Origin of the sequence: Clostridium rectalis (assembly GCF_900626095.1) — a bacterium.
GTDB classification, from domain to species: Bacteria; Bacillota; Clostridia; order Clostridiales; family Clostridiaceae; genus Clostridium_AS; species Clostridium_AS rectalis.
This window is the reverse complement of the sequence record NZ_UYZZ01000005.1, coordinates 75227-88952: the sequence shown is the minus strand read 5'-3', so window position 1 is coordinate 88952 and position 13726 is coordinate 75227. Positions and strand designations below refer to the sequence as shown.

At 28.2% G+C, this 13726-nt stretch carries 13 protein-coding genes; all 13 read left to right on the top strand.

All coding sequences use genetic code 11. The features are described 5' to 3' along the window. The 13 genes from rbfA (at nt 1) to pgsA (ending at nt 13659) form a co-directional block, all read left to right on the top strand. Entirely contained in the window at nt 1-366 is a 366-nt protein-coding gene (rbfA, locus tag EJL03_RS09430; protein WP_125153729.1) for a 30S ribosome-binding factor RbfA, read from the top strand. Further along, entirely contained in the window at nt 353-1318 is a 966-nt protein-coding gene (locus tag EJL03_RS09425; RefSeq protein WP_125153728.1) for a DHH family phosphoesterase, read from the top strand. Before rbfA ends, EJL03_RS09425 begins: the two co-directional genes overlap by 14 nt. After that, on the top strand, nt 1315-2181 hold the full coding sequence (truB, locus tag EJL03_RS09420; RefSeq protein WP_125153727.1) for a tRNA pseudouridine(55) synthase TruB: 867 nt from the start codon (nt 1315-1317) through the stop codon (nt 2179-2181). The genes EJL03_RS09425 and truB overlap by 4 nt, the downstream gene beginning before the upstream one ends. Nucleotides 2182-2192: 11 nt before the next feature. Further along, nucleotides 2193-3158: a bifunctional riboflavin kinase/FAD synthetase gene (locus tag EJL03_RS09415; protein ID WP_125153726.1), complete on the top strand. Its 966-nt coding sequence runs from the start codon at nt 2193-2195 to the stop codon at nt 3156-3158. A gap of 86 nt (nt 3159-3244) precedes the next feature. After that, complete coding sequence (gene rpsO / locus EJL03_RS09410; RefSeq protein WP_125153725.1) at nt 3245-3508, top strand: 30S ribosomal protein S15; 264 nt, start codon at nt 3245-3247, stop codon at nt 3506-3508. A 107-nt stretch (nt 3509-3615) separates the two neighbouring features. Next, on the top strand, nt 3616-5739 hold the full coding sequence (locus EJL03_RS09405) for a polyribonucleotide nucleotidyltransferase (protein WP_125153724.1): 2124 nt from the start codon (nt 3616-3618) through the stop codon (nt 5737-5739). 55 nt (nt 5740-5794) lie between these two features. After that, nucleotides 5795-7093, top strand: a complete 1299-nt coding sequence (locus tag EJL03_RS09400) for a M16 family metallopeptidase (protein WP_125153723.1) — start codon at nt 5795-5797, stop codon at nt 7091-7093. Nucleotides 7094-7158: 65 nt separating this feature from the next. Then, a complete protein-coding gene (locus EJL03_RS09395) occupies nt 7159-7434 on the top strand; it encodes a YlmC/YmxH family sporulation protein (RefSeq protein WP_125153722.1) in 276 nt (91 codons plus the stop codon). A gap of 15 nt (nt 7435-7449) precedes the next feature. Beyond that, a complete protein-coding gene (gene dapG, locus EJL03_RS09390; RefSeq protein WP_125153721.1) occupies nt 7450-8661 on the top strand; it encodes an aspartate kinase in 1212 nt (403 codons plus the stop codon). 67 nt (nt 8662-8728) lie between these two features. Continuing rightward, nucleotides 8729-9424 (top strand): ClpP family protease, encoded by a 696-nt coding sequence (locus EJL03_RS09385; protein WP_125153720.1) that lies wholly within the window; start codon nt 8729-8731, stop codon nt 9422-9424. 99 nt (nt 9425-9523) lie between these two features. Further along, the gene (locus EJL03_RS09380; RefSeq protein ID WP_125153719.1) at nt 9524-11749 is read left to right on the top strand and encodes an FtsK/SpoIIIE family DNA translocase; all 2226 of its coding nucleotides are present in this window, start codon (nt 9524-9526) and stop codon (nt 11747-11749) included. Nucleotides 11750-11759: 10 nt separating this feature from the next. Beyond that, the gene (gene rimO / locus EJL03_RS09375; protein ID WP_125153718.1) at nt 11760-13097 is read left to right on the top strand and encodes a 30S ribosomal protein S12 methylthiotransferase RimO; all 1338 of its coding nucleotides are present in this window, start codon (nt 11760-11762) and stop codon (nt 13095-13097) included. Then, nucleotides 13081-13659 carry a CDP-diacylglycerol--glycerol-3-phosphate 3-phosphatidyltransferase gene (pgsA, locus tag EJL03_RS09370; protein ID WP_125153717.1) on the top strand — a complete coding sequence of 193 codons (579 nt, stop codon included), beginning with the start codon at nt 13081-13083 and terminating at the stop codon, nt 13657-13659. Before rimO ends, pgsA begins: the two co-directional genes overlap by 17 nt. The last annotated feature ends 67 nt before the right edge of the window (nt 13660-13726 follow it).

The window sequence follows — 13726 nt, the reverse complement described above, 5'->3', positions numbered from 1 at the left end:
ATGGCTAAGTATAGAGCAGGACGAATAAATGAAGAGGTAAAAAAAGAGGTCTCAAATATAATTCAATATGATATAAGAGATCCTAGAATGGGAGCAATGGTTAGTGTAACAAAAGTTGATGTAACAAAAGATCTTAGATATGCTAAAATCTATGTTAGTATATTTGGTGATGAGGAAACAAAAATAAACACATTATCTGCGTTAAAACATTCCGCAGGATTTATTAGAAGAGAAATCGGCCATAGAATTAATTTAAGGTATACTCCAGAGATTATAATAAAACTAGATGATACTATAGAACATGGTATGCATATTGATAAGTTATTAGCTGATTTAAAGGAGAAGGACTCTCATGACAATGAATAAAATTTTAAATATAATAATGGAAAGTAATAAAATAGGTATTACTTTCCATACTTCTCCTGATGGTGATTCTCTGGGCAGTTCTCTTGGACTTTTACAAGGATTGAAGAAGTTAAATAAAGATGTGTATATATTGTCAAAAGAAAAACTTCCAGATAATTTTAAATTTTTGTCATTTAGTAATTGTATTCACAACGACACAGGAAAGGTTTTAGATAATACTGAGTGTGTTATCGTTTTAGACTGTGGTAATTTGGAAAGAGTCAATGCGGAATTAAATTTAGAAAAAAAAAATTATACATTGATTAATATAGATCATCATATGTCTAATGAATTTTATGGAGATCTAAACTTTGTTGATACTAATTCTGCTTGCATGGGAGAAATAGTGTATAAAATGTTAAGTTCTTTAAATATTTTAATAGATAAAAATATTGCAGAATGCTTATATACCTCTATATTAACTGATACTGGCTCCTTTAGACATTCAAATACTACATCTAGAACACATAGTATTGCAGGTGATCTAATAAATACTGGCATTGAATTTAGTGAAATCCATAGAAAAGTTTTTGATAGTAAAGATTTTTATAGATTTAAATTATATGCTTTAGTATTTGAAAAAATGCAATTAATTAACCAAAATATATGTGTTATGGAATTAACTAATGAAATGTTTCAAAATTTAAAAATAGATTCTGAAACAGATACTTCAGATATTGTTTCATTTGGGAATCAAATTGCAACTGTTGAAGTAACTGTGCTTTTCAAAGAAAAGGATAAAGATATAAAAATTAGTTTAAGATCAAAATCAAAAGTAGATGTAAGAAAAATTGCAGAAACTATTGGTGGTGGTGGCCACATAAGAGCCGCAGGAGCTAAAGTCCATAATAAATCTTTAGAAGAAGTGAAAAATATAGTAATTAAATTAATAAAAAAAGAGTTGATGAAATGAATGGTGTATTGAATATTTTGAAACCAGAAGGTATGACTTCTTTTGATGTGGTTAGAAAAGTAAGAAAAATAACTAATATAAAAAAAGTAGGTCATACCGGTACGTTAGATCCACTTGCTTCAGGAGTATTGCCAATATGTATAGGTAATGCTACTAAAATAGTTAATTACATAATGAATGATTTTAAAGAATATAAAGCAATCTTAAAACTTGGTGTAGTAACGGATACTTATGATAGAGAAGGAAAGATTTTATCACAAAAAGATATAAATCTTTCAAAACAAGAAATAATAAACACAATAGAATCATTTAAAGGGAAAATAAATCAGGTTCCACCTATGTTTTCTGCATTAAAAGTAAATGGGAAAAAGCTTTATGAATTAGCTAGGCAGGGTATAGAAATTGAAAGAAAAAGTAGAGAAGTACAAATTTATTCTATAGATATAATTTCTATAGATACTCCATTTGTTGAATTTAAAGTAAAATGTTCAAAAGGAACATATATACGAAGTTTATGTTATGATATAGGTAATAAATTAAAAGTTGGCGGAACTATGTGGGGTTTAGAAAGACTTCAAACCGGAATTTTTCATATAGATGATGCAATAAATATAAATTCTTTAAATCACAGTAATGTAAAAGACTCTATAATTGCTATAGATAAAGCTTTATATTGTTATGAAAATGTGTTCATAGATAATAAATATTCAAAATTACTTTTAAATGGAGTTACTCTTACTAATAAGTATATTATAAGAGATATAAAAAATGATATTTTATTAAAAGTATATTTAGACAATAGGTTTATAGGACTTGGAATGAAAACTGAAAAAGGTTTTAAAATTGTAAAATTACTTGTTTAGGGGTAATAATTATGCAAATAATAGAGGATGGAAATAAATATAATATTAATTCAAATACTTATATAGCTTTAGGGAGCTTTGATGGTTTACATGCAGGACATATGCAATTAATAGAAAAAACTATAAAGCTCTCAAGAGAAAATAATGCTAAAAGCATGGTTTATACTTTTAAAAATCATCCACGTGGGGTTATAAATAAAGATATGACACCTAAACTTTTAATGGATAATGACACTAAAATAAAAGTTTTAGATGAATTAGGGGTAGATATTTTAAACTTTATAACTTTTGATAAAAATTTTATGAAGGTGTCACCAGATGGGTTTGTATTAAACTTAATAAATAATTACAATGCTAAAGGAATAATAGTGGGATTTAATTATAGATTTGGATATAAAAATTTAGGTGATGTAACTTTATTAAATGAATTAAGCCGCAAATATAATTTTCATTTATATGTTATTGAACCTGTAAAATACAATAATGAACTTGTGTCAAGCTCTAATATTAGACGTATAATTTCAGAATCTGGTGAAATGAATAAAGTGAATAGAATGCTTACGCGACCTTTTTCTATTTCAGGTAACGTAGTAGAAGGTAGACAAATAGGTAGGACTATTGGATTTCCTACTGTGAATTTAGATTATAGCAAAAATTTTATAATACCAAGAGGTGGAGTATATTTTACTATTGTACAATATAAAAATGATTTTTATAAAGGAGTAACTAATATAGGTTATAATCCAACTGTAAAAAACAACAAGTTAAGTTTGGAAACTCATATACTTAATTTTCATAAAAGTGTATATAATGAAGAAATAAGGATATATTTTATAGATAGAATAAGAGATGAAAAAAAATTTAACTCTTTAGATGAATTAAAAATTAGGATTAATGAAGATAAAAAATATGTTGAAAAACAAAACTTAGAATTAATAGTAAAAAATAATTTACAACAGAAAGGTTATTTGTTATAATTAGTTTCGTGAACCTTAATCTATGATTACTGGTTGCCGGCGGTATTCTTGGATTAAGGGGATATAACAATCGGAGGTGTATATAAATGGATAAGGTATTAAAGAACGAAATATTAACAAAACACGCAAGACATGAGGGAGATACTGGTTCTCCAGAAGTGCAGATTGCACTTTTAACAGAAAGAATTAATCATTTAAATGAACATCTAAAAGTTCATAAAAAAGACTTCCACTCAAGAAGAGGTCTTTTGATGATGGTTGGTAAAAGAAGAGGTCTTTTAAATTACTTAGAAAAGAAAGATATTGAAAGATATCGTGCTATTATTAAGGAATTAGGTTTAAGAAAGTAGTATAAAGTATTAGAGCGGCTTTGACCGCTCTATTATTTTGAACTATATTGTATAAAAAAATGATAAAATAGGATAATAATAGTGAACAATTTGAAGGGAGGTAAATTATGAATCATATACTTGAAACTACTGTAGCTGGAAGAACATTAAAGGTGGAATATGGGAAAGTAGGAATGCTCTCAGATTGTGCCATGTTCGTAAGTTATGGAGATACAGTAGTATTAGTAAATGTAAATGCGTCAAAAGAACCAAGGGAGGGTATAGACTTTTTCCCTTTAAGTGTTGAATACGAAGAAAGGCTATATGCTGTAGGTAAGATACCTGGTGGGTTTATAAAAAGAGAGGGAAGACCTTCTGAAAAGGCTATATTACATGCAAGAGCTATTGACAGACCATTAAGACCATTATTCCCAAAAGGCTATAGGAATGATGTTCAAATAGTTTGTACAGTTTTATCTGTGGACCAGGATAATTTACCAGATATTTTAGCTATGAATGCAGCATCACTTGCTTTATGCGTATCAAGTATACCATTTAATATTCCAGTTGCTACCGTTTCTGTAGGATTAGTTGATGGAAAATTCATAATAAATCCGACACAACAAGAAAGAGAAACTACTGAATTAACTTTAACAGTTTGTGCCACAAAAGAAAGAATCATGATGATTGAAGCTGGAGCACATGAAGTTAATGAAGATGTAATGTATAATGCAATAAATTTTGGATTTAAAGAATGTCAAAATATAATTAAATTTCAAGAAGAAGTTATGAAGAAGTTTGGAAAAGAGAAAGTTGTACCTGTTATATACAAGGTAGATGAAGAATTAGAAAAACAAGTAAAGGACTTTTCTTTTGACATGATAAAAGAAGCTATGTATATTACAGATAAAGATGAAAGAAATGCGTCTATAGATATTGTAAAAGAAAAGGTTTTTGAACATTTTGAGGAAGAATATTCAGAAAACACTGCAGATATATCAGAAGTACTATATAAAATGCAAAAAGATATAGTTAGGAATATGATTCTAAATGAAAAGAGAAGACCAGATGGTAGACAATTTAATGAAATAAGACCTATAAGTTGCGATGTAGGATTTTTGCCAAGAACACATGGAACAGGTTTATTTACGAGAGGATTAACTCAAGTAATGACTGTAGCTACCATTGGGCCATTAGGAGATGTACAAATATTGGATGGAATTGGTGATGAAGAATTTAAAAGATATATGCATCATTATAATTTCCCATCTTATAGTGTTGGAGAAGTTAGACCTCTTAGAGGACCAGGAAGAAGAGAAATTGGACACGGAGCTTTAGCTGAGAAAGCTTTAGAACCACTTATTCCTTCAGAAGAAGAATTTCCTTATACAGTTAGACTTGTATCAGAGGTGTTAAGTTCTAACGGATCAACTTCACAAGCAAGTGTATGTGGAAGTACATTGGCTTTACTTGATGCAGGGGTTCCAATTAAAAGCCCAGCTGCAGGAATTGCAATGGGACTTGTTACTAGTGAAGATTTATCCGAAGAAGAAGTACTTACAGATATTCAAGGGATAGAAGATTTCTTTGGAGATATGGACTTTAAAGTAGCAGGAACTGAAAATGGAATAACTGCTATTCAAGTGGATACAAAGATACATGGTTTGTCTGATGCATGTGTAAAGAAAACTTTAAATGAAGCTAAAATAGCCCGTGAATTTATACTAGAAAAAATAAAAAAATGTATTCCAGAAGCTAGAAAAGAACTTTCACCATATGCACCTAGAGTTTATACTATGAGTATACATCCAGATAAAATAAGAGATGTTATTGGTGCAGGGGGTAAAACTATAAATAAAATTATAGCCGAAACTGGAGTAAAAATTGATATAAAAGAAGATGGGAAAATATATATTATGTCAAATGACAGTGTAGGTGCAGATAGAGCATTAAAAATAATAAATGATTTAACTAAGGATGTAGAAGTAGGAGAAATATATCTTGGTAAGGTAACAAGAACTACTAATTTTGGAGCTTTTGTTGAGATACTACCTGGAAAAGAAGGATTAGTTCATATATCAAAGCTTGATTTTGCTAGAGTTAATAAAGTAGAAGATATAGTATCTGTAGGCGATGAAATACTTGTAAAAGTTACGGATATTGATGATCAGGGTAGAATTAATTTATCAAGAAAAGATGCAATAAAGAGAGAAGAAGAAAAGGAAGAAACAAAAAAGGAAGAAACAAAATAACAGAAATAGAAGGGCTTTGAGCCTTTTTATTTTTTAAATTTATGGGAGGAACATAATGTATAATATAATTAGACTTAATAATGGATTAAGAGTAGTATTGGAAGAAATAGATTATGTCAATTCTGTAAGTGTAGGATTATGGGTTAAAAATGGTTCAAGAAACGAGGATGAGTATAATAATGGCATATCGCATTTTATAGAACATATGCTATTTAAAGGTACTTATAATAGAAGTAGTAAAGATATAGCTGAGAGTGTAGAAGATTTAGGAGGTCAACTTAACGCGTTTACTGGAAAAGAAGCTACTTGTTATTATATCAAAATACTGGATAATCATCTAGAACTGGCCTTAGATGTCATTTCTGATATGCTATTTCAAAGCAAATTTTCACAAGAAGACATAGAGAAAGAAAAAGGAGTAGTTATAGAAGAGATAAACATGACAGAAGATTCTCCGGAAGATGTTTTAATGGATCTTCATAGTGAGGCTATTTGGGGAAAAAATTCTATAGCATTACCTATACTTGGAACTATTGATACAATTAATTCATTTTATAGAAATAAAATTATAGATTATGTATCTTCTCACTATATACCTGAAAACTGTGTATTATCTATTGCAGGAAAATTTAACATAAATTCTATACATAAATTAATAGAAAAATATTTTGGACATTGGGAATCTAGTAATAAACAAATAACTACCTATGAAAAGCCAAATATTATTAAAGAGCACTTATTTAAAAAAAAGAATATAGAACAACTTCATATAAGTTTAGGTTTATATGGAGCTGAATTGGGTAGTGATGATATCTATTCTCTATTACTTTTGAATAATATTCTAGGTGGCGGTACTTCCTCTATATTATTTCAAAAAATAAGAGAAGAAAAGGGAAGATGCTATTCTATATATTCTTATTTAAGTTCTTTTGAAAATACAGGTATAGTAAGTATTTATACTGGACTTAATCCTAAATATTCTTTAGAAGTGGTAAATCTTATAAAAGATGAGATTAAGTATTTTTCTAACACCAAATTTTCAGAAGCTAAATTAAAAAAAGGAAAAGAACAATTAAAAGGAAGTTATATATTAGGCTTAGAAAGTACTAGTAGTAGAATGTTTAATAATGGAAAATCTGTGCTTTTTTCAAATAAAATTAATAAGCCTTTAGATATAATTAATAAAATTGATAATATAGATACTAATAAGATACATAGAGTTTTAAATAACACTTTTAAAAAGGGGATAATAAATTCAGCATATGTAGGAAAAAATATTGACTTAAATACAATAAAAATTATAATAGAAGATGATACTATACCATTTAAAAATAGTAAGACTACATTAATATAATAGTAATAAAACCTTAATATATTTCATATTATTCTATGAAATATATTAAGGAGGTTATATGTGTAATGGAAGTAGATATTAAATTGTATAGTGAAATGGAAAAATATGAAATAATTAATATTAACGACGGAGATAAATATAATTATTTAGCTAATAATGATATTATAATTGACGAAGATGGAAATTTTAAATTACTAATATTAAATGATGCTAATTTAAAATTTGGTTTATTTGGTAAGAATGAATTTATAGAGGTACCTTGGGAGTATATAAAAAAAATAGGCTCAAGAACAATAATCATAGATGTAGATGAAAGGTTATTAAAAAAAACCCGTATATAATAATGGAGGTATAACATGAAAATATTAGTCCAAAAATTTGGTGGTACTTCTGTTTCCACCCATGAAAGAAGAGCCAGAGTAATTGATAAAATAATAAAGGCCAAAAAATCGGGATATTGTCCAGTAGTGGTTGTATCCGCTATGGGTAGAAAAGGTGAGCCTTATGCAACAGATACACTGTTGTCTCTTGTTAGCGAAGACTTAAAAAAACAAAATACCTTAGCTATAGATTTGCTTATGAGCTGTGGTGAGGTTCTAAGCACTGTTGTAATGACAGATGAATTGATGACAAAAGGAATACAAGCAGTTCCTATGACTGGTGGTCAAGCTGGTATTTTTACAGATGATAATTATAACAATGCTACAGTGTTAAATTTAGATGGGAAAAATATTATAGAAGCCCTAAAAGAAAATAAAATACCTATAATAGCAGGTTTTCAAGGAATAAATGATAGTGGATTTATAACTACATTAGGTAGAGGTGGAAGTGATGTAACTGCAGCACTTTTAGGATTATCTTTAAATGCAGAAAAAGTGGAAATATATACAGATGTAGATGGGATTATGACAGCGGATCCAAGGATAGTAAAGGATGCACATTTAATTAAGGAAATAAGTTATAATGAAGTATTTCAATTTGCAGATCAGGGAGCAAAAGTTATTCATCCAAGAGCTGTAGAAATAGCTATGAAGCATAATATACCGTTAGTTATAAAGAATACATTAAGTGATTGCCAGGGAACAATAATAAACAATACAGGGGATATAAATCTAGATAATATAATAACAGGTATAACTCATATGGGGAATAGAGTTCAAATAAAAGTATCTTCTTTACAAAAAACTGAGAATGATTCTAATTATTCTAATTTACTAAATATATTAGCAGATAATTTTATTAGTATAGATTTAATTAATGTATTTCCAGAAGAGCTTATTTTTACTATAGATGGTAAAGACTTTGAGAAGTTTAATAAAATAATGAAAAATTTAAATTTAATATATTCTCATATAGATAATTGTAGTAAAATAGCTATAATAGGAAGTAGAATGAGAGGAATTCCTGGAGTAATGGCAAAAATATTAAAATGCCTTACTAACCAAAATATTAAAGTTATACAAACAGCGGATTCTCATACTACTATATGGTGTTTAGTAGAAGGTAGTTTTACGGAAAAATCTATAAATGCTCTTCATGAAGAATTTAATTTAGGAAAAAATTTATAATACAAAAAAACATTAGTATATTATTTCCCTCCTAGCATAAAATAAGTTTATGCTAGGAGGGAATAATATGTGTGATGAAAAAAATAAGAATGAGGCAAATAAAACTGAATTAAATAATGTAAAAGAATTAGGAATTTTAAACCTTCCCAAAACTGATGAAAGAGTATATGTACTTCCTATAATAGGACAAATAGAAGGTCATTCTGCAGTGCCACCACAAAATAAAAGTACTAAATATGAACATGTGATTCCTCAACTTGTAAACATAGAAATGAATGATAACATAAAAGGGATATTAGTAATTTTAAACACTGTAGGTGGGGATGTAGAAGCAGGATTAGCCATTGCTGAAATGATTAATAGTGTAAGTAAACCAACAGTTTCTTTAGTTATAGGCGGAGGACACTCTATAGGCGTACCATTAGCCACATCCTCTGACTATTCATTTATATCTCCTACAGCAACTATGATTGTTCATCCTATAAGAATGAATGGACTTATAATAGGAGTGCCACAAACCTTTGAATATTTTGATAAGATGCAAAAAAGAATAAATGAATTTATAATAAGAACATCTAATATAAAAAAAGGAAATTTAGAAAAATTAATGATTAAAACTGATAACTTATTAAATGACATGGGTACTATCTTAATAGGAAAAGAGGCTGTAGAATGTGGAATTATAAATGAAGTGGGTGGTATAAAAAACGCATTAGATAAATTAAATGAATTAATGGAAAATAAGGATGTTAATAAGAAATAAAGCCATGGGTATATCCTATGGTTAATTTTTATATAGACAAGCTGTTAAAGGATAATTAAAATAATATATAGAAATAAATTTAAGGGGGTGATAATTTATATGGCTAAGAAAAAGACTTTGTACAATGCTGAAAATGAAATAAAGGGTATAATATTAAGTACTGTAGGAGTATTGATGCTAATAAGTGTTTTTTCAAATTCTAATTCTGGTATTATAGGTAAAATAATAAAAAAAATGCTTATTACTATATTTGGATTAGGGGCATTTATATTTCCCATGTTAATTATATTTATAGGAATATGTATTATATTGAAAAAAGGGAAAATAAATTTTAATAGAAAATTTTATGGTATAATACTTTTTTTGTTTAACACACTTTTATGCATTCAAATGGCAAGCATAGGTGTTGATATAGATAAAGATAATATTTTTACAGGAATTGAAAACATTTATAACTCTAATTCTGTTTTTCATGGGGGAGTTTTATGTTATCTTATAGATATACCTTTATACAAATTATTTGGTAAATTAGGCTCCTTTATTATTTTTACTGCCATGTATATAATCTCTATAATATTAATAAGTCAAATTTCGTTATACAATGTTATAGAAAATGTAAGAGCTAATATAAAAAATAACAAGGAACATATTAAACGTAATAAGGAAATCACTAAAGAAGATTTAGTTGCTTCTGACAAAGAAGAAGATAAAGAGGGAAAAAACCAAAAGAATAAAAGGAAAATCATTGACTTCATTAAAAATACTTCATTAGATGAAAAACAAAGAACTATAGATATAAAATTTAGTAACGATAATTCATTTAAATCTCATGAGAAAAGTATAGAGGAAGAAGTGGAAAATTTAAATAAGGAATTAGATTATAAGATAAATGATGATAGTAAACAAAGTATAGTATATACTTTCCCATCCACTAATCTATTAAACAATAATAAAACTTCAAAATTAAATAGAGAGGATAAAAAAGAACTTATAAATAATGCTGATAAATTAGAAGAAACTTTGGCAAGTTTTGGAGTAGATGCAAAAATTATACAAGTTACTAAAGGACCATCTGTAACTAGATTTGAGCTCCAACCCCATGCAGGTGTTAAAGTAAGTAAAATTGTTAATTTATCTGATGATATAGCACTAAGCCTTGCATCATCTGGAGTAAGAATAGAAGCACCTATACCTGGTAAGTCTGCAGTAGGAATAGAAGTACCTAATAAAGAACTTACGGCGGTATATTTAAGAGAAGTTTTAGAGTCTGAAGAATTTATAGGTTTTAATAAAAATTTAGCATTTGCGTTAGGGAAAGATATAGGGGGTAATTGTGTAATATCTGATTTGGCCAAAATGCCCCATTTACTTATTGCCGGTGCTACAGGTTCAGGAAAAAGTGTTTGTATAAATACATTGATTATGAGTCTTTTATATAAATATTCTCCTGAAAATGTAAAGTTACTTATGATAGATCCAAAGGTAGTAGAGTTAAATATATATAATGGAATTCCCCATCTATTAATTCCTGTAGTAACAGAACCTAAAAAAGCAGCGGGTGCTCTAAACTGGGCAGTTAATGAGATGACTAGAAGATATAAATTATTTGCAGAAAATAATGTTAGAAACTTAGAAAGTTATAATGAATTAACCGAAAAAGGAAAAATAGAAGACAAATTACCTTTGATAGTAATAATAATAGATGAATTAGCTGATTTAATGATGGTTTGTCCAAATGACGTAGAAGATTACATAGGAAGATTGGCGCAAATGGCAAGGGCAGCTGGTATGCATTTAGTTATTGCTACACAAAGACCATCTGTAGATGTAATTACTGGGGTAATTAAAGCCAATATACCTTCTAGAATATCTTTTGCTGTATCCAGTCAAATAGATTCTAGAACAATTTTAGATATGTCTGGAGCAGAAAAACTTTTAGGAAAAGGAGATATGCTTTTTTATCCTACTGGAGAAGCTAAACCCCTAAGAATACAAGGGGCTTTTATTTCAGAAGAGGAAGTGGAAAAGGTTGTTAATTATATTAAAAATCAGCAAGGAGAAGCCAACTACGAACATGATATAATAGAAGAAATAAATACTGCAACAGAAGTCAATAATGAAGATAAAGATGAGCTTTTGGATGAAGCCATAAAAATAGTATTAGATATGGATCAAGCATCTACATCTCTTCTACAAAGAAAATTAAGAATAGGTTATAATAGAGCTGCAAGAATTATAGAGCAATTGGAAGACAGAGGTATTATTTCTGGAAAAGACGGAAGTAAACCAAGACAAGTGCTTATAAATAAAGAAGATATAAATTAGGAGGAGTATAATGGACAAAGTAAAATTTGGAGTAATAAGTTTAGGTTGTGATAAAAATAGGATAGATTCTGAAATACTAATAGATAGAATGTCAAAGCGTGGGATATTAACAAATAATGCTAAAGAAGCAGATGTTATTATAGTTAATACCTGTGGATTTATAGAATCATCTAAGCAGGAATCTATAGATACTATATTGGAGATGTCCCAATATAAAAAAAGTAATTGTAAAGCATTGGTTGTAACTGGATGTTTAAGTCAAAGATACGGTAAAGAACTTCAAAGTCTTTTACCAGAAGTAGATGTGATACTTGGAGTTAATGATTATGATAAATTAGAAGAATCAATTGACAGTGTATTAGAAAAGAAAAAAGAAAAAATACTATGCTGTAATTATAGTGATAATACAATAAATGAAGGTGAAAGGATTTTAACAACTCCTAAACATTATGCATATGTACGAATTGCTGAGGGTTGTGATAATTTTTGTACGTATTGTATAATTCCTAAAATAAGAGGTAAATATAGAAGCAGAAAAATAGAAAATATTTTAGAAGAAGTATCATCATTAGCTGAAAATGAGGTTAGAGAAATAATATTAGTAGCTCAAGATACCACTAGATATGGAATAGATATTTACAATAAAAAAATGTTGCCGGAATTAATAAAAAAAATATCACAAATAGATGAAATAAAATGGATAAGAGTATTGTACTGTTATCCGGAAGAAATGACAGATGAATTAATAGAAGAACTACGTGTTAATGAAAAGGTATGTAAATATTTAGATATACCTCTTCAGCATATAAGTAATAATATCTTAAAAACTATGGGGAGAAGAAGTAAAAAAGAAGAAATAATTAATACTATAAATAAATTAAGAAATAAAATACCTAACATAGTACTTAGAACTTCAATAATAGTAGGATTTCCTGGTGAAACTTTAGAAGATTTTAAAGAGTTAAAAGAATTTATTATAAATAATAAGCTAGATAAAGTTGGAGTATTTAAATACTCACAAGAAGAAAATACTCCCGCATCTAATATGAATAATCAAATATCAGAGGATATAAAAGAAAAGAGAGAAAAAGAACTTATGATTCTGCAACAAGGTATTTCCAGAGATATTAATAGAGATAAAATTGGCAAAGTCTATGATGTAATGATAGATGAGCATAATGGTGAATATTATATTGGAAGAAATTTTGAAATGACTCCTGAAATTGATGGTGCAATTTATTTTAAATATGATAAAATATTAAATGTAGGTGATATTATAAAAGTAAAGATAGAGGAAAGCCTAGAATATGATTTAATAGGAGTTGTATATTATGAATCTAGCAAATAAACTTACTGTAATAAGAATCTTTTTAGTACCTATTTTTTTGATTTTTATAGCTATTAAAGGAATTCCCTATGGGAAGGAAATAGCTACGTTTATTTTTATATTGGCAGCATTAACAGATAAATTAGATGGATACATAGCAAGAAGTAGGAATCAAGTAACAAAGTTTGGAAAATTTATGGATCCCTTAGCAGATAAACTTTTAGTTACAGCTGCACTAGTTTCATTGGTTGAATTACAGGTTTTGCCGGCTTGGGCGGCTATGATTATAATTGCAAGAGAATTTGCTGTAACAGGTCTTAGAGCTGTAGCGGCTTCCGAAGGTATAGTAATAGCAGCAAGTCCTTGGGGTAAGGCTAAAACTGTAACTCAAATAATAGCTATAGTGGCTGCATTGCTTAGCTTAGATAGCGTTATGAAAACTTCTTTCATTTCTAATATTTTATCTTCAAACTATATTGTTGTAATATCAAAGATTTCTATGGCGGCAGCTATAATAATTACAATAATTTCTGGAATAGACTATTTTGTTAAAAATAAAGATGCCATAAAAACTGATAAGTAAGTTATTTATGTGTTTAAAAAAATATATTTTGTATATAATCTTTAATAATGAAGAGTTCCTAGAAATC

Bases quoted from the DNA above. Each gene is read 5' to 3' on its own strand.
- EJL03_RS09415 (WP_125153726.1), top strand. From the start codon at position 2,193: ATGCAAATAATAGAGGATGGAAATAAATATAATATTAATTCAAATACT.
- truB (WP_125153727.1), top strand. From the start codon at position 1,315: ATGAATGGTGTATTGAATATTTTGAAACCAGAAGGTATGACTTCTTTT.
- dapG (WP_125153721.1), top strand. From the start codon at position 7,450: ATGAAAATATTAGTCCAAAAATTTGGTGGTACTTCTGTTTCCACCCAT.
- EJL03_RS09400 (WP_125153723.1), top strand. From the start codon at position 5,795: ATGTATAATATAATTAGACTTAATAATGGATTAAGAGTAGTATTGGAA.
- EJL03_RS09405 (WP_125153724.1), top strand. From the start codon at position 3,616: ATGAATCATATACTTGAAACTACTGTAGCTGGAAGAACATTAAAGGTG.
- pgsA (WP_125153717.1), top strand. From the start codon at position 13,081: ATGAATCTAGCAAATAAACTTACTGTAATAAGAATCTTTTTAGTACCT.
- rimO (WP_125153718.1), top strand. From the start codon at position 11,760: ATGGACAAAGTAAAATTTGGAGTAATAAGTTTAGGTTGTGATAAAAAT.
- rpsO (WP_125153725.1), top strand. From the start codon at position 3,245: ATGGATAAGGTATTAAAGAACGAAATATTAACAAAACACGCAAGACAT.
- rbfA (WP_125153729.1), top strand. From the start codon at position 1: ATGGCTAAGTATAGAGCAGGACGAATAAATGAAGAGGTAAAAAAAGAG.
- EJL03_RS09385 (WP_125153720.1), top strand. From the start codon at position 8,729: ATGTGTGATGAAAAAAATAAGAATGAGGCAAATAAAACTGAATTAAAT.
- EJL03_RS09395 (WP_125153722.1), top strand. From the start codon at position 7,159: ATGGAAGTAGATATTAAATTGTATAGTGAAATGGAAAAATATGAAATA.
- EJL03_RS09425 (WP_125153728.1), top strand. From the start codon at position 353: ATGACAATGAATAAAATTTTAAATATAATAATGGAAAGTAATAAAATA.
- EJL03_RS09380 (WP_125153719.1), top strand. From the start codon at position 9,524: ATGGCTAAGAAAAAGACTTTGTACAATGCTGAAAATGAAATAAAGGGT.